Below are 18,670 nucleotides of genomic sequence, written 5' to 3'. Positions count from 1 at the left end.
TTAATCGCCAAGATATTCAACAGTTGTTGTGCCCCAGCCCATATAGTCGCCGACAGCACTATACACAACAAATACATTAACGAATAAACAACAAGCACATGCTAAGTACACCAACTTATAGAGTGTGTTTGTTTTTTTGTTGCGCTTGATGAGGAATGGAGCCACAATAAACCCTAAAGGTGCAATTAAACAACCTATAAAAGCAAGGATTAACAGCATAAGACCTTCATCTTTGCCAGAATTTCCACGAATGAAATCCAATTTTTGGTAATTTTCCTCAATTTTAACTTCATTTTCTGCTATTTTCTTTTTAAATTCTTGATTCTCTTTTAGTAATTCATCGATGGAAACTTCGTAGTAGTTGCTTAACTTTACTAAATTATCTAAATCAGGGTAACTATTGCCATTTTCCCATTTTGAGATGGATTGTCTTGAAATATGTAAGAGTTCTGCTACATCACCTTGAGAATATCCTTTGTTGACTCTGCTTTCCTTTAATCTTTCACCTAAGGCCATTTTCTTCCTCCTTGTATCTTATTCATGTTTATCATACCGAAATTAAAGCTTAATGACTATCATTTATTAGTTGCACTTTAGCACTTGTTGGGTGCTGCAAATAATAGAGCATGTAACACCACATAAATTATTTTTATACTGTAGTATTTACGAACGATTATTTTTAGGGTATACTGATTAAGGATTGTGTAACAATGAACAAAAAATTGGTTCCTTAGCTCAGTTGGGAGAGCATCACCTCGACAAGGTGGGGGTCGCTGGTTCGAGCCCAGTAGGGACCATCAATTATAAAACAGCAATGGTTTTTTCTCTTAAAAGTCGTTGCTGTTTTTTGTTTTATTTTTTTGAAGATTCTGAGCTGAGAACAGGAGTGTATTTAATGAGTAAAATAATGAATAGGCTTACATTGAAAAAGATAATTTGTTGGATAGTGGTTATTTTTGGCGTGTTAATCCTGTTAGCTGCTTGCAGTTCGCCTGCTGTCGGTATCAGCGAAATGAAAAAGATTCCTAATGAGGTACAAGAAATCGCCAATCCTGATCATAGGCTGCAATTGATTTCTTTTGATGAGGATGCTTATTATGTTGTCTTTCATTCTGTAGGGACAGTGACGGCGGATACTGAAACCAATGAAGATACTTTAAATATTTTATTAGAAGTAGCAGATCAACAAGATGAAGAGCTGAAGCAGCATGTATACAAATTGATCTTGGCACCTGAACATGAAGTTATTGATGTTCAGATAAATGGACTATCGGTATATTTTGATGAAGTTACGGGAATCAATTAAATCAAAATAAGTGAGTTTTCTGTACTAGCAACTAATGGTTGCGTGTATGTAAACTGTTAGGTGCTTACTGTTTTTAAGAAATTAAACTACAGGATAAAAGAGTTCACCGATTTAATATTTTTTTTAATCATATCATTTATAAGGAGATGGTTAAATGAATAAAATGTACATACTAAAAGTATTGTTTTTGATTATAATGATTCCTGGAATAGTGTATTATTTTTTAAAAACACCTGTATCTGAAGTAACGATAGTTTCATTTTTTATACTGTTTTTTACAGCGATGCAAGTGCATGAAGAAGTCTCTTTAACTCGCCAACCTTCAGATAAAAGAACTAACTATCAAGTAGGTATAGATCGCACTGTGATTTTGCTTCTTATCATTATTTCAATTGATATTATAGCATCGGTTTGGGGCAACGGGATTTCTCTGTGACGTCGAACAACTTAATTTTTTTGCTTGTATTTTTTAAAAAACTGTCCGATTATCCATATCCCTACTAGTATTACTGGCAGTGTTTTTAGTAAATATTCCATTGTTCCTTTTGGAATATTGGTATAAATAGCCCAAAAAATACCAACATTAACCAAGTAAAGATGGCAAGACCTTCGAATACTTTGATTTTCATAATTTACTCCTTTGAATGGCCCTATATCTATCCAAGCACTAGTGAGAAATTACTCTCTTATGTGCGTTTTTTTTAATTATCTGCTGATTTGTTAAAGATAGCCATTATATTCTATATTTTCTCATCTTATAAGTAAGAAATGGAAAGGAATTTAGTTATGAAAAAGTATCAAACTATTTTAGGATGGGCTTTTATTGTAGTAGCTGTCATAATATTAGTTAATTTAACCGGCATGGTCTATCCAACGATTGGCGAAGATGGAATAGATACCAATCAATATTTTCTAGAAGTAATATTAAATGCAATAAGGTATATCGTACTTTCCATGTTCTCTTTCATTTTAGGGATGAAGTTTTTATTTCAGAATTAGTCAGATAATATTTATTAAAAAAATTTACGCTTCCTTTGCTGAACTCAGCAGAGGGAGCGTAAGTTTTATAAACTATTCAAAACAAATACTCTATTTAACCACTAAAGCCATATCACCTTTACGCACATACTCAAATTTGTTCATCGCAAATGAGATAAAGAACGTCACTGCAAATGGAACAACTACACCAGCCACCATATAATTAAGGAAGCTGCTCAAACCTTGGTTACCAAGAATAGTAATGGGAGCGATAAAAGAACAGAATCCCAGTCCGCCTAATGCACTTGCAGTAGTCAAACCAAGGACTGATGTTGCAATGGGTGCAGCAATTGCACAGGCAATTGTTGGAGCCACAAGAATCATGGGGTTTTTAATGATATTTGGCAATTGTACTTTTGGAGTACAAACAAATTGTGCCAAAAATCCGCCAAGGTCATTTTCACGTAACGATACAAATGAGAAAGCAACATACATACTAGTCGTTCCAATCAGCATAGCTGCACTGGATACTGGATCTAAGTTTAAGGCAATAGCAATTGCAGCGGAAGAAGCTGGCGACATCAATACAAGCCCTCCGACAACAGCAATGACAGCAGAACCGATAACTAGATACCCAGCTACAGAAGCAGAAATAAATGCACTAATCGTATTCAATAAAGGCGAAATCACAAAATTCAAATAATACCCGCTGATACCACCAACCAAAACAGCTGCTAAAGGAATAGCCATCATATCTAATGGAGTTTTTCCAGAAATCCGTTTTCCGACAAACGTAGCGATAGTAGCTGCGATTAAACACCCAATCGGTTCTCCTGAAGCAATGGAAATTATCCCATCAGCAGTTGTTTGAACAGCACCTGCACCTACCGTCCCAGCGGCCATAGCACTGAAGAGGGTCAAGTTGTTCCCGCCTAGCATAATAGCGATCCCTGCACCAATTGCTGGTGCCATCAGCATTTTCGTTGCTACGCCAATAGTCACTAAAACAGAGAGACCAGTCATGTTGCCAATAGTTTCTAACAATAAGCCGATACCGATGGTGACGAAAATAGCATTGGCTATTCCTGATGATGCCTTGTACATGCGATCTACTAAATATTTTTTCATACTTGTTGCCCTCCATTTTTAGTGATAGTTTTGGTCTTTTATGTCATCTAGGTAAAAAACGAAATAAAAAAAGAAGCAAGCCCCAAATCGTTCAGGCTTGCTTCATTACTAAAGCTAAGCCCGTGTACGCGAACAAGGACTCAACTAAATGAATAGTTCGAATCCTAGCTAAAGTAATAAAATGACAATGACGACAAAAGAGCTGCTGAAAATACGAGAAACAGGTCTCGCTAGATGTGTTTTTAGATTCATCATTTTTCAACAACTCCTTTGTCTGCACTGTATTTTTTTGACCATTGAAGATAGTTTAACGACCTTCTATGAGAACGTCAATAAATAAAATCATTTAATTTTAATCTTTCTAATCTAATTGTTATCCAAAGAGAGAATAGACAGAAATTTTTCGTAAAAATTCTTCTAAAAGCATTGAAGTTCAAAGGGATTTGTTATACAGTTAAACAAGTAATCCGTGAAACAAATTGTGTTTCACATTTGGAAAACAAGGAGTTGGAATGATGAACCCAGAAGAGTTTAAAAAAGCCCTTCAAGAGAAAGGGATTCCGCTTACAGAAAAGAAAATGGAACAGTTTGAGCAATATTTAAAACTGTTGCAAGAGTGGAACGAAAAAATCAACTTAACCGCAATTACTCAACGTGAAGAAGTTTATCTGAAACATTTTTATGATTCGATTACAGCTGGATTGTATGTGGATTTTACTAAAGGGGTCCAAAGCCTGTGTGATGTAGGTGCTGGTGCAGGATTTCCAAGCATCCCCCTAAAAATCGTTTTTCCAGAGTTGGAAGTAACGATTGTTGATTCACTAAATAAGCGAATTCAATTTTTGAAATTACTAGTTGAGACATTAGGATTAGAAAATGTTCATTTGTACCATGATCGTGCAGAAACATTTGGTCAAAATAAGCAATTCAGAGAAACTTTTGACTATGTTACAGCCAGAGCTGTAGCCAGAATGAGTGTATTGTCGGAATTGTGTTTGCCTTTGGTTAAAAAGGGCGGAGCATTTATAGCTATGAAAGCAGCCAGCAGCGAAACAGAAATGCAAGACAGTAAAAAAGCCATTGCTACTTTAGGCGGTAAGTTTCGCGAGGAATTCTCTTTTGAGTTGCCGAATGAAGCTGGGGAACGTCATATCTTAGTGATCGATAAGAAAAAAGAGACCCCAAATAAATACCCTAGAAAACCAGGTACACCAAATAAAAATCCTTTATAACGAACCAATTGCATGAGCATTTGAACAAGGATTGTCTTTTTGTGGCAGTACCTATGTTTTAAGAATGGCATTTGTTATAATAGAAGAGTATTTGGAGTTGTACAGAGTAGAAATTAAGGGGAGTTTAGCGAATTATGGCTTTGTCTGATTTGTTTGGTTCAGGAAAATCCAAGAAAAAAACAGAGAAAATGGAAGAAATATTTGCGGAGGAACTCAGTGATTCATCAAAAGTGCAACAGATTCCGGTAAAAAATATTCGTCCCAACCAGTTCCAGCCTAGAAAAATCTTTAATGATGAAAAGCTGCAGGAACTTTCGCGTACTATAGAAGAGCATGGATTGATCCAACCGATCATTTTGCGTAAAACAGAAGAAGATCATTATGAGATAATTGCTGGGGAACGTCGCTTTCGAGCTGTTCAACTATTAGAATGGACAGAAGTTACAGCGATCGTTACGGAAATGACGGATAAAGAAACCGCGTCGGTAGCGTTGATCGAGAATTTGCAGCGTGAAGAGTTGACTTCTATTGAAGAAGCGCAAGCGTATCGAGACTTGATGCACATGAATAAAATCACCCAAGAGACATTAGCTGGACGTATTGGGAAAAGCCAATCTTTTGTAGCCAATAAACTGAGGTTGCTGAAGTTGTCTGAACCCGTCAGAACGGCTTTATTGCAAAACGAGATCACTGAACGTCATGGACGTAGTTTGTTGGCAGTGGATACGGAAAAACAACAGGCATACCTTGGCCGGATCAAAGCAGAAAAATTAACGGTCAAAGAAGTAGAACAACTGATCAAAAATGAAACTGCAGAGTTGACAAAAGAAGTTCCAAAAAAAGCTAGACGAAAAAGCGTCTCTAAAGATGTTCGTTTGGCGATGAATACGATCAAAAAAACAGTCTCTATGGTAAAAGAGACCGGTATGAAGATCAAAGCAACCGAAGAAAACTTAGAGGATGTTTATCGGATCACGATTGAGATCCCTAAAGACAAAAAAGAATAAAGAGCGGCAAATGAAAAATCATTTGGAAAAGATGCGTATAAGGAGAGATGCGTGTCGTATCTCTCTTTTTGTTTGGTGTTGGAAAAGAAGAATTGTTCAGCTTTAGCGAGTTTATAATATGGAGGAAATGAAATGGCCCGAGTGATATCAGTAGCAAATCAAAAAGGCGGCGTTGGAAAAACAACCACAACGGTAAATCTAGGCGCTGCATTAGCGCATCAAGGAAAGAAGATTTTATTGATTGATATTGATGCACAAGGAAATGCGACAAGTGGTTTAGGAGTACGTAAGGTAGATGTTGAAAAAGACATTTATGATGTGTTGGTAAATGAAACCCCGATAGCAGAAGTTGTCATGCCATCCTCTAGAGAAAATCTATGGGTAGTGCCGGCAACCATTCAGTTGGCTGGGGCAGAAATTGAATTAACGACGCAAATGGCTCGAGAATCTCGTCTAAAAAGTGCTTTACGTGACTTGCAGGATGAGTACGATTATATTTTGATTGATTGTCCGCCTTCATTAGGGCATTTAACCATCAATGCTTTTACAGCTAGTGATTCCATTCTTATCCCAGTACAATGTGAGTACTATGCTCTTGAAGGGTTAAGCCAATTGCTGAATACAGTCCGGCTGGTTCAAAAACACTTTAACCCTGATCTAAGAATCGAAGGGGTATTGCTGACGATGTTAGATGCGCGAACAAATCTCGGTTATGAAGTAGTGGATGAAGTGAAAAAATATTTCCGTGAAAAAGTTTATAAAACGATTATTCCACGCAATATCCGTTTATCTGAAGCACCAAGCCATGGTTTATCTATTATTGATTACGATCCACGTTCCAGAGGTGCAGAAGTTTATGTTGAACTAGCAAAGGAAGTGTTAGCAGTTGGTTAATAAAAACAGTAAAGGTCTCGGCCGCGGAATCGATGCGTTGTTTACGGAATTTGCAGAATTTGATAAAGTGGACGCTAATGACGAACGGGTACAAGAGATTCAGTTGATCGAGATTCGTCCGAATCCTTATCAACCGCGCCGTACTTTTGACGAAGAAGCGTTGAATGAGTTAGCAGCTTCAATCAAACAGTCTGGTGTATTTCAGCCGATTATTTTACGAGAGTCTGCTGCAAAAGGGTTTGAAATCATTGCTGGAGAGCGCCGATTTAGAGCTTCTAAACTAGCTGGTAAAGATACGATTCCGGCTATTGTCAGAGAATTTGACGAAGAAACGATGATGCAAGTCGCTGTATTAGAAAACTTGCAACGAGAAGACTTATCACCTCTTGAAGAAGCAGAAGCTTACAACATGTTAATGAAAAATTTGAAATTGACTCAAGAAGAAGTGGCTCAACGATTAGGAAAAAGCCGTCCGTACATCGCCAATTATTTAAGACTGTTGGGATTGCCAGAGGAAGTCAAAAAAATGTTGCAAACGAATACTATTTCAATGGGACAAGCCCGCACTCTATTGGGTTTAAAAGATAAAAAACAAATCGTCCGAGTGGCCAAAAAAGTGATCAAAGATAATCTGACCGTTCGACAAATCGAGCAGTTGGTATCACAGATGAATGAAAGCAAACAAAAACCACAGTCTAAAGAACCTGTGAAAAAGCCTTATTATATTCGTGAAAGCGAAGAGCGTTTGATGGATAAATTTGGCACAAATGTCTCAATCAATGACAAGAAAAGCAAAGGAAAGATTGAAATTGAGTATCTTTCTACAGAGGATTTAACTCGGATCTTGGATATTCTTGAGATCCAATTTGATGAGGAATGAGTCCGGGCATAACTAAAGAATGGAAGTGGCTTTGATGTATGATTTAAACGATATTGTAGAAATGAAAAAACCGCATCCTTGTGGCGCAAATCGCTGGCAAATCATCCGTATGGGAATGGATATTCGCATCAAGTGCACAAAGTGCGGTCATATGGTCATGATGCCGAGAAGAGATTTTGAACGGAAAATGAAAAAAGTTCTTGAAACTGCAGAGAAGAAAAGTGAATCGAGCAGTAAATTTTAATCATAGAAAGTGAGCAGATAGTATGCCATTAACAGCAGGAATAGTAGGATTGCCAAATGTGGGGAAATCAACATTGTTTAACGCCATCACCAAAGCAGGAGCAGAAGCAGCAAATTACCCGTTTGCAACGATCGACCCTAACGTAGGAGTAGTAGAAGTACCGGATTACCGTTTGAATCGATTGACTGAACTAGTTGAACCGAAACGAACTGTTCCCACAACTTTTGAGTTTACAGATATTGCTGGAATCGTTAAAGGGGCTAGTAAAGGAGAAGGACTGGGAAATAAATTCTTGGCTAATATCCGTGAAGTAGATGCGATTTGTCAAGTCGTGCGTTGTTTTGATGATGACAATATCACGCATGTTAGCGGAAAAGTAGATCCGATCGATGATATCGAAACAATCAACTTAGAGTTGGTATTGGCGGATTTAGAGTCTGTTGATAAACGTCAAAAACGTGTAGCTAAAATGGCTAAAACTAAAGACAAGGAAGCTATGGCTGAATTAGCGGTTTTAAATAAAATCAAGCCGGCTTTAGAAGCTGGGCAACCCGCTCGTTCAGTAGACTTTACCGACGATGAAATGCCGACAGTAAAAAGCTTTTTCTTGTTAACAACAAAACCTGTTTTATATGTAGCTAACGTTGCAGAAGACGATATTACGAATGCTGATAAAAACGAATATGTAAAACAAGTGCGCGAGTATGCGGCTAAAGAAAATGCAGAAGTGATCGTGATTTGTGCACGTGCGGAAGAAGAAATTGCTGAACTGGATGATGATGAAAAAGCCATGTTCTTAGAAGACTTGGGAATTGAAGAAGCTGGTTTAGACAAATTGATTCGTTCTGCTTACAATCTACTAGGCTTGGGCACTTATTTCACAGCTGGTGTACAAGAAGTACGAGCTTGGACATTTAAAAAAGGCATGAAAGCTCCTCAAGCAGCCGGAGTAATCCATACAGATTTTGAACGAGGCTTTATTCGCGCTGAAACCATCGCTTATGAAGACTTTGATCAACTGGGCAGTGAAAAAGCAGCGAAAGAAGCAGGTAAAATGCGTTCAGAAGGTAAAGAGTATGTAGTTCAAGACGGCGACATTATGCTCTTTAGATTTAATGTATAGACTAAATAGGGGGCTTTAAATCGGTGAAGAAGAATGAAGAGAAAAAAGTAAACGCTGAACAAGCAGTAGATAATTTGGTAGCGTTGAAAGAAGAAAATACTACTTTATATGCACAATTGACTAACAAAAATGAAGATTACATGGCTAAACTGGACAAACGTTTGATAGAAGCTAATTACCCAGATGATGACAAAACAAGAGTGTTTAACGACATGTTAAAGAATATCATTTCTCAACAAGCTTCTGGAATAACAGCCCGTAAATTATATGGTACGGTTACCGAGCGTTCTATTGAAATCGTTGAAGGTCCTCAACAAGCGGTTGACGGGAAAGCAGAACGTTCCGAAGATTGGAAGCTGTACGTAGATGGAGCACTGATGTTGGGTGGAATGTTTGCTTTGATTACAGGATTGTCCGCTTTGTTGGGAGATGGGGCTAATTCTACGGGTATGGGAATCATCACTCTTCTATTGAACTTCATAGTGGGGGGATTTGTTATTTTGGCGATCACTAAGAATGCACCTACTCAAGGCGTCAAAGGAAGTTTATTGCGCTACATTTTAGTTTCCGTTGTAGCGATGTTTGCTTGGATTATCGTCATGACCGGATCAATGGCTCTTCTCCCAACTTCAATCAACGTCGTGTTGCCAGGCATCGTTAATCTGATTATCGGAGCACTTGCCTTTGCAGGGAAATGGTACTTCAAACGCAAATACCACGTAAAAGGGACCTTATTTTAAGAGCGTGGAGCAACCCATTTTGATTTCCAAAACACGTTATACTTACTGAACGACTTGCGACTGTGACAGTGGGAGGTTCTTTCCGAACAGTTGCGATTATGCAATGTTCATACAAAATAACTTAAGCTGCTGATTCCATTCGAGATTTATTTTCGAATCGAATCAGCAGTTTTTTATTTTGCTATTTGGAATGAGGAACAAATGAGAAAAGGAGGCAAATCTTGAAAGAAATGGGAAAACGGCTTGACGCAAGGGGGTTATTTTGATAGGTTAGATAGTAAAAAATCTGACAAAAGTTCAGTATATTTGAGAAGGAGTGCTTGATGGAAATGTCTAACTGGGAAACGAAATTTGCTAAAAAAGGGTTTACGTTTGATGATGTTTTATTAATGCCGGCGGAAAGCCATGTATTGCCGAATGATGTAGATTTGAGTGTTCAATTGACTAAAAAGATTAAATTGAATATTCCAATTATGAGTGCAAGTATGGATACTGTAACAGATGCAAATATGGCGATTGCTATGGCGCGTCAAGGCGGGTTAGGTGTTATTCATAAAAATATGAGTATTGAAGCGCAAGCTGATGAAGTACGTAAAGTAAAACGTTCAGAAAGCGGCGTTATTATTGATCCATTTTATTTGACTCCTGATCATCTTGTTTCAGATGCAGAAGCATTGATGTCCCGTTACCGTATCAGCGGTGTTCCAGTTGTCAACACAATGGAAGAACGCACATTAGTAGGAATTTTAACGAATCGTGATATGCGTTTCATCACAGATTACTCTCAAAAAATCAATGATGTCATGACGAAAGATAAACTTGTTACGGCTCCAGAAGGTACTTCTCTCAAAGAAGCAGAACAGTTATTGCATCAACACAAAATTGAAAAATTACCCTTAGTAGATAAAGAGGGTCGTTTGAGTGGGTTGATCACAATCAAAGATATTGAAAAGATCATCCAATTCCCTAATGGCGCTAAAGACAAACATGGTCGTTTATTAGTTGCTGCAGCAGTAGGAGTAACAAGTGATACGTTTGAACGTGCTCAAGCGTTAATTGACGCAGGTGTGGATGCTATTATTGTGGATACAGCCCATGGACATAGTGCCGGCGTTATCCGTAAAATCAAAGAAATTCGTGAAGAATTCCCAAATATTGATTTAATTGCTGGTAACGTGGCAACAGGCGCAGCAACTAGAGCGTTGTTCGATGTTGGAGTTGACGTTGTAAAAGTTGGTATTGGACCAGGTTCTATTTGTACGACACGTGTTGTTGCGGGTGTTGGTGTTCCTCAAATCACAGCGATTTACGATGCAGCTACAGCTGCTAAAGAGTATGGCAAATCTATTATTGCTGATGGCGGAATCAAGTATTCTGGAGACATTGTTAAAGCGATGGCTGCTGGAGGACACGCAGTAATGCTGGGCAGCATGTTAGCTGGTACAGATGAATCTCCAGGTGAATTCGAGATTTTCCAAGGACGCCGTTTCAAGACTTATCGTGGAATGGGCAGCTTAGGCGCAATGAAAGCTGGTTCCAGTGATCGTTACTTCCAAAAAGCAACCAATGAAGCGAATAAGCTAGTTCCTGAAGGCATCGAAGGACGTGTAGCTTATAAAGGAAGCGTCCAAGATATTATTTTCCAAATGCTTGGCGGAATCCGTTCAGGTATGGGATATGTTGGAGCAGGAAATTTAAAAGAGCTTCGTGAAGATGCTCAATTTGTTCAAATGAGTGGTGCAGGTTTACGCGAATCTCACCCACACGATGTACAAATTACAAAAGAATCACCAAACTACTCTATTCAGTAAGATAAGAGCGTGACGCAAGCCGTTTAGACTCTCGTAGAGTTCATCTCCTCCTTTTAATTGGGTGCTTTTCCCAAATAAAAGGAGGAGTGAAATCATAGAGAGTCTGGCTTGCATAACGCGTCTAGTAAGAGCGTGACGCAAGCCGTTTAGACTCTCGTAGAGTTCATCTCCTCCTTTTAATTGGGTGCTTTTCCCAAACAAAAGGAGGAGTGAAATCATAGAGAGTCTGGCTTGCATAACGCGTCTAGTAAGAGCGTGACGCAAGCCGTTTAGACTAAAAGATTGTCTCAGTTGAGGCAGTCTTTTTTTGTAAATTAAAATTTAGATATTTTAAGATTTCGTTTGGCTTGAAGAAAAGAGAAAAAATTCTTCCAAAATCGTGATTGCTGGGTGAAAGCCATGGGACCGCTTTGAGTCAAAAAGTGTCTCAAAGCTTTCAAACCTCAAAGTCCAAATAAATGCTGAAGCGTTAACTCGGACTAATTCGCATTTCATCTTGAACATAGCTACCAGCAATCACGATTTCTCCAGAATTTTTTTGTGTGTGAAAGTTAAGAGAGTTTATTTTTGAAACTATTTTTGCTTATTAAGAGAAATATATTGGAAGTAATAAAAGCTGTCTTAGAAGAACTTAAGTAGCGTAAATGACTAATCGTTGTACTATATTCTAAAAAAGCATAGGCGCTGGACTTCGCTACGCATACCGAATCCGTACTTCGCTAACGCTCCAACGGTTTCGGCAAAGCGTTCCTATGGATCTCACCAAGCACACTCGATTCTGGGGGAGATTTTACTAAGCAGCTGAATCATTTTCTGCGCATCTGTCTATTGAGATTTTCTTATAGCCAGTAGTCTAAACACTCTTCTCCACTCTCTTAAAACTTAATCATTATTTTACCTTTAGAGCGGCTATTTTTTGTTATGATGAAGGTGACTATATTCTAAGAAAAACGAGGGATTGTTATGAAAATATTGGTCGTTGATGATGATAAAGAAATTGTTGAATTATTAGGGATATATATTCAAAATGAGGGCTTCGATTTAGAGAAAGCCTATAATGGAAAAGATGCATTGAGCAAATTGAACACGCAAGAGATCGATTTAGTCGTTTTAGACGTCATGATGCCCGAAATGGACGGGTACGAGATCATTAAAGAAATTCGAAAAGACTCGCAACTGCCTATTTTAATGTTGAGCGCTAAGACAACAGATGTGGATAAGATAAAAGGTTTAATGACGGGAGCCGATGATTATGTGGTCAAACCATTTAATCCGTTAGAAGTGATGGCCCGTATCAAATCATTGCTTCGCAGGAGTAAGTATATGGGAGTTCCTGAACAACCAGATAAATTGGAGATTGGGCCGCTGATTATTGAAAAAGAATCGCACGAAGTTTCAACAATTACTGGCACAAAAATTGTCCTTACGGTGTTGGAATTCGGTATTTTGTATTTATTGGCCAGTCATCCCAACCGTGTTTTCAGCGCAGAAGAAATTTTTGAACGTGTGTGGCAGCAAGAAAGTATTGTTTCTGCGAAAACCGTTATGGTTCACGTAAGTCATTTGCGCGATAAGATTGAAGAAGCTACTGGTGGAGAGAAAGTCATTCAAACAGTATGGGGAGTAGGGTATAAAATCGAAGATCGTTAAGGTGCGGTTTTATTTGCTGTCGCTAACAGTTCTTTCTACTATATATAAGGAGTTTTTTCCTCATGAAATTGTCCAGAAAAGAAAAAAGTAAAATGATTATAGAAGCTTTTATCACTGCAGGATTAATGTGCTTATCTTACTATGCTGTGCACATGATTTTTAGACGTGTAGTGCTGGCTTTTCCTGAATCATTCAAATCTATTTGGGTAATCGGTGACGTGATCATCAACCTTGAAGACGGCCAAGTGTTTACTTCTACACCACCATTTCTTATTTTATTACTGATATCCGTCGTAATAGTGACGTACTGGCGATTAAAAAGACGTTACCGTCAATACCAGCTGAACCACATTATCAGTGAACTGCATTACATTGCAGAAGGCCATTATGAACATCGAATTTCACATGATTACCGAGGAGATATGTCTGAAGTAGTGGATAGTATCCATGTGCTGGTAGACAGTACCGTGAGAGCCATGGAAGAGGAACGGATGATCGAACAATCAAAAGATGAGTTGATTACCAATGTCAGTCACGATATACGTACTCCTCTAACGTCCATTATCGGTTACTTAGGCTTGATTGAAGAAGGACGCTACCAAAGTAATGAAGAATTGTTGAAGTACACCAGAACTGCGTACACTAAAGCCAAGCAAATGAAAGTTCTGGTAGATGATCTGTTTGAATACACCAGAGTACGTCAAAAAACGACTCCTTTGACGCCGACTTCTTTTGATATGATCCAAATGCTGGAGCAAATTGCTGCTGATTTTGAGTTAGAAGCGAGCAAACGTGAAATGGAAATTGAAGTAGTGTCTCATTTAACTCATTTGCAGATGGAAGCGGACACTGAAAAGTTAGTGCGGGTATTCAATAATTTGTTATCAAATGCTTTGAAATACGGGAAAGACGGCAAACACATCTTAATTGAAGTGGAACAGGAAGCACAGGAAGCAGTGATCACCATCAAAAATGATGGGAAGAAAATTTCTTCCAAAGCTTTAGCGCATCTTTTTGATCGTTTTTACCGAGCGGATGAATCCCGTTCTCAAGAGACTGCTGGAACTGGTTTAGGTCTAGCGATTGCTCAAAGTATTGTAGAATTGCATCACGGGACGATCAGTGCAGTATCAGATAAAAACTGGACGCGTTTTATTATCCGACTTCCACTAAATTCTCTAGAGTGAAATGCTTGATTGTTTCACGTGAATCATTTTAAAAAAATGTGAACACAAAACAGCCGTCATTCTTTCTTTAACGGGAAAGAGGGTTGTTTTTTTATACCTTCTTCGTTAATATAGAAAAAGCGAGAAAATTACTTATTTATCTCTATTACTTAATGAATTTAAAAGAAAAACTAAAAAACAAATCATCATATGATTGAGGAGAACATAAAACCCATGAAAAAACTTAAAAAATTCGGAGCTATCCTTGCTACTACAATCTTAGTTGGGACAGCAGCGCCTACTTTTCAAATTGCTGGAACAGAATTTAACGTCACGACAGAAGCTGTAGCAGCTTCACAAGCACCTGAAATCAATGCAAATGCTGCCTTTGCTATAGAAGCAGGAACAGGAAAAGTGTTGTTGAACCAAAATGGAGACACTCCACTAGGAATTGCTTCGATGACGAAAATGATTGTAGAATATATTTTATTTGAAGCTATTGAGGCTGGCGAAGTGAGCTGGGATCAACAAGTTTCTATTAGTGATTATGCATTTAAGATCAGTCATGATACAAGACTGTCAAATGTTCATTTGCGTCAAGACGAAACTTATTCTATCGAAGAATTGTACCAGTCACTAGCAATCTATTCAGCAAATGGCTCAACGATCGCAATTGCTGAAGCTATTGCAGGATCAGAACCAGCTTTTGTTGACTTAATGAGAGAACAACTGGACGAGTGGGGTATCACAGAATACCAAATCTATAATGCTACAGGTTTAAATAATTCTGATTTACAAGGAAATGTTTATCCAGGTAGTTCAGAGACAGATGAAAACACTATGACTGCAAGAGGAATTGCTGAAGTAGCGATGCATTTGGTCAATGATTATCCAGAGGTATTGGAAACAACGAGTATTCCTAAAATGACTTTTAGAGAAGGAACTTCCGACGCTATTGATATGTCGAACTGGAACTGGATGCTGGAAGGTTTGTTATTTGAACGTGAAAACGTGGATGGTCTTAAAACAGGAACGACTGATTTTGCTGGAGCTTCAATAGCTGGTACGGCAAAAGAAGATGACATGCGTATTATCACTATCGTAATGAATGCAGAAAACGGTGAGACAGACAAAGGGGCTCGTTTCAAAGAAACCGATAAAATCATGGATTGGGTATTTGCCAACTGGGACTTCTTAGATGTTTATAAAGAAGGAGACGTTGTATCTGAAGCTGGAACGGTAGCTGTTGATAAAGGAAAAGCTGATTCTGCAGAGGTCTCAGCGGGTTCTGATGTAACGATTGTCGTCCCACAAGGAACAGACGCAGAATCTGTAACAGCTGACTTTGTTGCTGATCCAGAGTTGCTAAATGCGGAAGACCAAGTAACAGCTCCGCTTAAAAAAGGACAAGAGATGGGTAAAGTCCAAGTATCTGTTGAAGGTGAAGATCTAGGATACATTGATGGAAATGATGGGCAAGAAGTATCGGCTGTTGCAACAGAAGCCATTGAAAAAGCAAATGTATTTGTACTTTCAGGTCGTTGGGTCGGAAACTTCTTCTCAGATTTATTCGCTGATATCTTCAAGTAAGCCAAATATTAGTTTTTGTTGACTTATAAATAGTGATTCGTTAAAATAAAGGCACATAAATTCAATAGATTGAACGTTAGTAATGTGAGCTAGTAAAGAAGAATTGATTTGCAGAGAGTCAGCGGGTGGTGCAAGCTGATAATTACTTTTCTTGAATCCATCACGTGAAGTAAATAATGAACCTTAGCAGTTTGTGGTTAAGTATTAAATTATTTCGGCTCCAGACCGTTATCTGAAGTAGAGAGTAGCTTTTTTATAAAGTTAAATCTGGGTGGTACCGCGAAATAGATAGTCCAATTCGTCCCTATATCATTAGGGAGGATTGGACTTTTTTTGTACATACAATTTTAGGAGGGAAAACAATGTTAGACAACAAAGAGCTGAGAAACAATTTTGATGAAGTGGCTAAAAAATTAGCTGCTCGTGGAGTTAAGGAAGAAGAGTTGAATCGTTACCTCGAATTGGATGGTAAGAGACGTGATTTAATAGTCGAAACAGAAAAGTTAAAAAGCTACCGTAATGAAGTATCCGATGCAATTGCTACATTAAAGCGCGCGAAAGAAAATGCAGAGAGTAAAATCATTGAAATGCGTGAAGTAGGCGGAAAGATCAAACAGTTGGATCAAGAGTTGGCTACTATAGAAGAGAACCTGGAAAACATTGCCACTCGTTTACCTAATTTACCGCACGAATCAGTACCAGTTGGCGCTGATGAAGAAGAAAACGTAGAAATACGCAAATGGGGCGAAACTCCTAGTTATGACTTTGTGCCTAAACCCCACTGGGAAATAGGGGAAGAATTGGGGATTTTAGATTTCGAACGGGGCGCGAAAGTATCTGGCAGCCGTTTTCTTTACTATAAAGGACTTGGAGCTCGCCTAGAACGAGCTGTTTACAATTTTATGTTAGACTTGCATATTTATGAACACAACTATACAGAAATGATGACACCTTACTTGGTAAACAGCAAAGCGATGTTTGGAACAGGACAATTCCCTAAATTTAAAGAAGATGTTTTCCAAATGCAAGACAGTGATCTGACCTTGATTCCAACCGCTGAAGTACCACTGACCAACTATTACCAAGATGAGATTATTGATGCAAAAGAATTGCCGATTTATTTCACAGCTTTAAGCCCTTCTTTTAGATCTGAAGCTGGAAGTGCTGGACGAGACACCAGAGGTTTGATTCGTTTGCACCAATTCAATAAAGTAGAAATGGTTAAATTTAGTAAACCTGAAGAATCATATGAAGAACTAGAAAAAATGACTGCTAATGCGGAGGATGTGCTGCAAAAATTGAATCTTCCTTACCGTGTGTTGGCATTGTGTACAGGAGATATGGGCTTTTCAGCAGCCAAAACATATGATTTAGAAGTATGGATACCTGCTCAAAATACGTATCGCGAAATTTCTTCTTGCTCAAATACGGAAGCTTTTCAAGCTAGAAGAGCAAAAATCCGCTACCGTAATGAAGAAACAGGCAAATTAGAATACGTTCATACGTTAAATGGTTCAGGACTAGCAGTAGGACGAACAGTAGCAGCTATTCTAGAAAACTATCAACAAGCAGATGGCTCAGTAAAAATTCCGGAAGCATTGGTTTCCTATATGGGTGGATTAACTGAAATCCGTTAAAAAATGTATTATATAGTAGCAACTTGTTCTATTAATCAGACGGGTACAAAAGGAAGCAGTCATTTGATGCTTCCTTTTTGCAATTAACATCAATCGTAACTTTTTAAAAACTCCATTAAAGGTGATATACTAGTAAATACTAATTTAGAAAAGAAGGTATAGAGATGGGACAAACTAATTTAAAACAAGCTACATTTGCTGGCGGATGTTTCTGGTGTATGGTAAAACCTTTTGATTCTCTACCCGGTATAGAGAAAGTAGTTTCTGGATATACGGGTGGGCACGTTAAGAATCCAACATATGAAGAAGTTACAACGGGTACTACTGGACATACAGAAGCTGTACAAATCACTTATGATCCAGAAGTATTTAAATACGAAGATTTAGTAGAAGTGTATTGGAGACAAACGGACCCAACAGATGCTTCAGGTCAATTTGCAGACAAAGGAGATTCTTACCGCCCTGTTATTTTTTATTATGATGAAGAGCAAAAGAGAATTGCAGAAGCTTCTAAACAAGCTTTACAAAGCAGCGGAAGATTTCAGCAACCGATTGTTACCTCTATAGAACCGGCACAACCATTCTATGAAGCAGAAGAGTATCACCAAGACTTCTACAAGAAAAATAGTGCTCATTACAATAGATACAGTCGCGGTTCAGGTAGAGTCGGGTTTATCCAACAAAACTGGGGAAATGAATAATAGTATATTTTTGCAATAAATATACATTTTGATTAAAGCTGTACCATTTTAGAAATCAATCGACTAACGTTCGCTAATTTGAATGAAATATGTCGTTTTAGCGAAGGTTTGATTTGTAAAGTTCAGCTTTGGTATTTTGTAAATTTTATTTCAATGAAAAGCTTGACGAAACCCAAGAATGTTGGTATAGTAATAAACGTTGCAGGTGACAAAGATTCAACAAACCAGTAACAAAAAATAATTTCAAAAAGTTGTTGACATTGAGTCGACGATCTGGTATTATTAAGAAGTTGTCTCAGCGACAACGCGAACGAAATTAGACCTTTGAAAACTAAACAAAGTAAGACGAACCAAACGTGTAAGGAAGTTTTGGCAAGTGCCAAAACAAACAAATTAGTGAATATTTATTCGCTAGCAATCAATTAATGAGCTACAAGCATCATTAAAATAAGCAGACTTCGGTCTGCAACTTTTATGAGAGTTTGATCCTGGCTCAGGACGAACGCTGGCGGCGTGCCTAATACATGCAAGTCGAACGCTTCCTATCGGTGCTTGCACCGAGAAAGAAGAGTGGCGGACGGGT

General features: G+C 38.2%; 18 protein-coding genes, 1 tRNA gene, 1 rRNA gene and 1 other annotated feature. Of the genes, 18 read left to right on the top strand and 2 right to left on the bottom strand.

The genetic code is table 11. From position 1 onward, the window contains the following. Positions 1 to 516 carry a helix-turn-helix domain-containing protein gene (locus tag ACEN36_RS10815; RefSeq protein WP_407103067.1) on the bottom strand — a complete coding sequence of 172 codons (516 nt, stop codon included), beginning with the start codon at positions 514 to 516 and terminating at the stop codon, positions 1 to 3. A 208-nt stretch (positions 517 to 724) separates the two neighbouring features. Between ACEN36_RS10815 and ACEN36_RS10810 the strand changes: the two genes are divergently transcribed. The 4 genes from ACEN36_RS10810 to ACEN36_RS10795 all read left to right on the top strand — a co-directional run bounded on the left by ACEN36_RS10810 (position 725) and on the right by ACEN36_RS10795 (position 2,305). After that, positions 725 to 797, top strand: a tRNA-Val gene (locus tag ACEN36_RS10810). 98 nt (positions 798 to 895) lie between these two features. Next, positions 896 to 1,306, top strand: coding sequence for a hypothetical protein (locus tag ACEN36_RS10805; protein ID WP_407103068.1), 411 nt, complete (start codon positions 896 to 898; stop codon positions 1,304 to 1,306). Between the two features lie 154 nt (positions 1,307 to 1,460). Further along, positions 1,461 to 1,742, top strand: a complete 282-nt coding sequence (locus tag ACEN36_RS10800) for a hypothetical protein (protein WP_407103069.1) — start codon at positions 1,461 to 1,463, stop codon at positions 1,740 to 1,742. A gap of 350 nt (positions 1,743 to 2,092) precedes the next feature. Continuing rightward, positions 2,093 to 2,305, top strand: coding sequence for a hypothetical protein (locus ACEN36_RS10795; protein ID WP_079651025.1), 213 nt, complete (start codon positions 2,093 to 2,095; stop codon positions 2,303 to 2,305). 90 nt (positions 2,306 to 2,395) lie between these two features. Here the strand turns inward: ACEN36_RS10795 and ACEN36_RS10790 are convergent, their stop codons facing one another. Beyond that, positions 2,396 to 3,412: a PTS transporter subunit IIC gene (locus tag ACEN36_RS10790; protein ID WP_407126574.1), complete on the bottom strand. Its 1,017-nt coding sequence runs from the start codon at positions 3,410 to 3,412 to the stop codon at positions 2,396 to 2,398. A 515-nt stretch (positions 3,413 to 3,927) separates the two neighbouring features. Here ACEN36_RS10790 and rsmG point away from each other — a divergent pair. The 14 genes from rsmG to ACEN36_RS10720 form a co-directional block, all read left to right on the top strand. Then, positions 3,928 to 4,644 (top strand): 16S rRNA (guanine(527)-N(7))-methyltransferase RsmG, encoded by a 717-nt coding sequence (gene rsmG / locus ACEN36_RS10785; RefSeq protein ID WP_407103071.1) that lies wholly within the window; start codon positions 3,928 to 3,930, stop codon positions 4,642 to 4,644. 134 nt (positions 4,645 to 4,778) lie between these two features. After that, on the top strand, positions 4,779 to 5,651 hold the full coding sequence (noc, locus tag ACEN36_RS10780) for a nucleoid occlusion protein (protein WP_407103072.1): 873 nt from the start codon (positions 4,779 to 4,781) through the stop codon (positions 5,649 to 5,651). A gap of 132 nt (positions 5,652 to 5,783) precedes the next feature. Beyond that, positions 5,784 to 6,545 (top strand): ParA family protein, encoded by a 762-nt coding sequence (locus ACEN36_RS10775; protein WP_407097289.1) that lies wholly within the window; start codon positions 5,784 to 5,786, stop codon positions 6,543 to 6,545. After that, entirely contained in the window at positions 6,538 to 7,425 is an 888-nt protein-coding gene (locus ACEN36_RS10770) for a ParB/RepB/Spo0J family partition protein (protein ID WP_407103073.1), read from the top strand. Before ACEN36_RS10775 ends, ACEN36_RS10770 begins: the two co-directional genes overlap by 8 nt. Before the next feature lie 34 nt (positions 7,426 to 7,459). Next, complete coding sequence (locus ACEN36_RS10765; protein ID WP_079650637.1) at positions 7,460 to 7,669, top strand: DUF951 domain-containing protein; 210 nt, start codon at positions 7,460 to 7,462, stop codon at positions 7,667 to 7,669. Between the two features lie 22 nt (positions 7,670 to 7,691). Next, the gene (ychF, locus tag ACEN36_RS10760; RefSeq protein ID WP_407103075.1) at positions 7,692 to 8,792 is read left to right on the top strand and encodes a redox-regulated ATPase YchF; all 1,101 of its coding nucleotides are present in this window, start codon (positions 7,692 to 7,694) and stop codon (positions 8,790 to 8,792) included. A 23-nt stretch (positions 8,793 to 8,815) separates the two neighbouring features. Beyond that, a complete protein-coding gene (locus ACEN36_RS10755) occupies positions 8,816 to 9,532 on the top strand; it encodes a DUF1129 domain-containing protein (protein WP_407097292.1) in 717 nt (238 codons plus the stop codon). A 329-nt stretch (positions 9,533 to 9,861) separates the two neighbouring features. After that, on the top strand, positions 9,862 to 11,343 hold the full coding sequence (gene guaB, locus ACEN36_RS10750; protein WP_407097300.1) for an IMP dehydrogenase: 1,482 nt from the start codon (positions 9,862 to 9,864) through the stop codon (positions 11,341 to 11,343). Positions 11,344 to 12,306: 963 nt separating this feature from the next. Next, complete coding sequence (locus tag ACEN36_RS10745) at positions 12,307 to 12,993, top strand: response regulator transcription factor (RefSeq protein ID WP_407103076.1); 687 nt, start codon at positions 12,307 to 12,309, stop codon at positions 12,991 to 12,993. A 62-nt stretch (positions 12,994 to 13,055) separates the two neighbouring features. After that, positions 13,056 to 14,180 carry a sensor histidine kinase gene (locus tag ACEN36_RS10740; protein WP_407097294.1) on the top strand — a complete coding sequence of 375 codons (1,125 nt, stop codon included), beginning with the start codon at positions 13,056 to 13,058 and terminating at the stop codon, positions 14,178 to 14,180. Positions 14,181 to 14,393: 213 nt separating this feature from the next. Next, positions 14,394 to 15,749: a serine hydrolase gene (locus ACEN36_RS10735; protein ID WP_407097295.1), complete on the top strand. Its 1,356-nt coding sequence runs from the start codon at positions 14,394 to 14,396 to the stop codon at positions 15,747 to 15,749. A gap of 70 nt (positions 15,750 to 15,819) precedes the next feature. Next, positions 15,820 to 16,058 (top strand) — a binding site (T-box leader). A gap of 53 nt (positions 16,059 to 16,111) precedes the next feature. After that, a complete protein-coding gene (serS, locus tag ACEN36_RS10730; RefSeq protein WP_407126573.1) occupies positions 16,112 to 17,386 on the top strand; it encodes a serine--tRNA ligase in 1,275 nt (424 codons plus the stop codon). 164 nt (positions 17,387 to 17,550) lie between these two features. Further along, complete coding sequence (msrA, locus tag ACEN36_RS10725; protein ID WP_407103303.1) at positions 17,551 to 18,087, top strand: peptide-methionine (S)-S-oxide reductase MsrA; 537 nt, start codon at positions 17,551 to 17,553, stop codon at positions 18,085 to 18,087. Positions 18,088 to 18,557: 470 nt separating this feature from the next. Beyond that, positions 18,558 to 18,670: ribosomal RNA gene (locus ACEN36_RS10720) — 16S ribosomal RNA — on the top strand; the annotation flags it as partial.

Origin of the sequence: Desemzia sp. FAM 23989 (genome assembly GCF_045528345.1) — a bacterium.
Lineage (GTDB): Bacteria > Bacillota > Bacilli > Lactobacillales > Carnobacteriaceae > Desemzia.
The sequence above is the reverse complement of the archived record's forward strand: the minus strand, read 5'-3'. Positions and strand labels throughout refer to the sequence as shown.

Coding starts and splice junctions, on each gene's coding strand:
- ACEN36_RS10790 (WP_407126574.1), bottom strand. CDS start 3,412: ATGAAAAAATATTTAGTAGATCGCATGTACAAGGCATCATCAGGAATA.
- guaB (WP_407097300.1), top strand. CDS start 9,862: ATGTCTAACTGGGAAACGAAATTTGCTAAAAAAGGGTTTACGTTTGAT.
- ACEN36_RS10815 (WP_407103067.1), bottom strand. CDS start 516: ATGGCCTTAGGTGAAAGATTAAAGGAAAGCAGAGTCAACAAAGGATAT.
- ACEN36_RS10775 (WP_407097289.1), top strand. CDS start 5,784: ATGGCCCGAGTGATATCAGTAGCAAATCAAAAAGGCGGCGTTGGAAAA.
- ACEN36_RS10740 (WP_407097294.1), top strand. CDS start 13,056: ATGAAATTGTCCAGAAAAGAAAAAAGTAAAATGATTATAGAAGCTTTT.
- ACEN36_RS10805 (WP_407103068.1), top strand. CDS start 896: ATGAGTAAAATAATGAATAGGCTTACATTGAAAAAGATAATTTGTTGG.
- msrA (WP_407103303.1), top strand. CDS start 17,551: ATGGGACAAACTAATTTAAAACAAGCTACATTTGCTGGCGGATGTTTC.
- ACEN36_RS10745 (WP_407103076.1), top strand. CDS start 12,307: ATGAAAATATTGGTCGTTGATGATGATAAAGAAATTGTTGAATTATTA.
- rsmG (WP_407103071.1), top strand. CDS start 3,928: ATGAACCCAGAAGAGTTTAAAAAAGCCCTTCAAGAGAAAGGGATTCCG.
- ACEN36_RS10765 (WP_079650637.1), top strand. CDS start 7,460: ATGTATGATTTAAACGATATTGTAGAAATGAAAAAACCGCATCCTTGT.
- ACEN36_RS10735 (WP_407097295.1), top strand. CDS start 14,394: ATGAAAAAACTTAAAAAATTCGGAGCTATCCTTGCTACTACAATCTTA.
- ACEN36_RS10795 (WP_079651025.1), top strand. CDS start 2,093: ATGAAAAAGTATCAAACTATTTTAGGATGGGCTTTTATTGTAGTAGCT.
- serS (WP_407126573.1), top strand. CDS start 16,112: ATGTTAGACAACAAAGAGCTGAGAAACAATTTTGATGAAGTGGCTAAA.
- ACEN36_RS10800 (WP_407103069.1), top strand. CDS start 1,461: ATGAATAAAATGTACATACTAAAAGTATTGTTTTTGATTATAATGATT.
- ychF (WP_407103075.1), top strand. CDS start 7,692: ATGCCATTAACAGCAGGAATAGTAGGATTGCCAAATGTGGGGAAATCA.
- noc (WP_407103072.1), top strand. CDS start 4,779: ATGGCTTTGTCTGATTTGTTTGGTTCAGGAAAATCCAAGAAAAAAACA.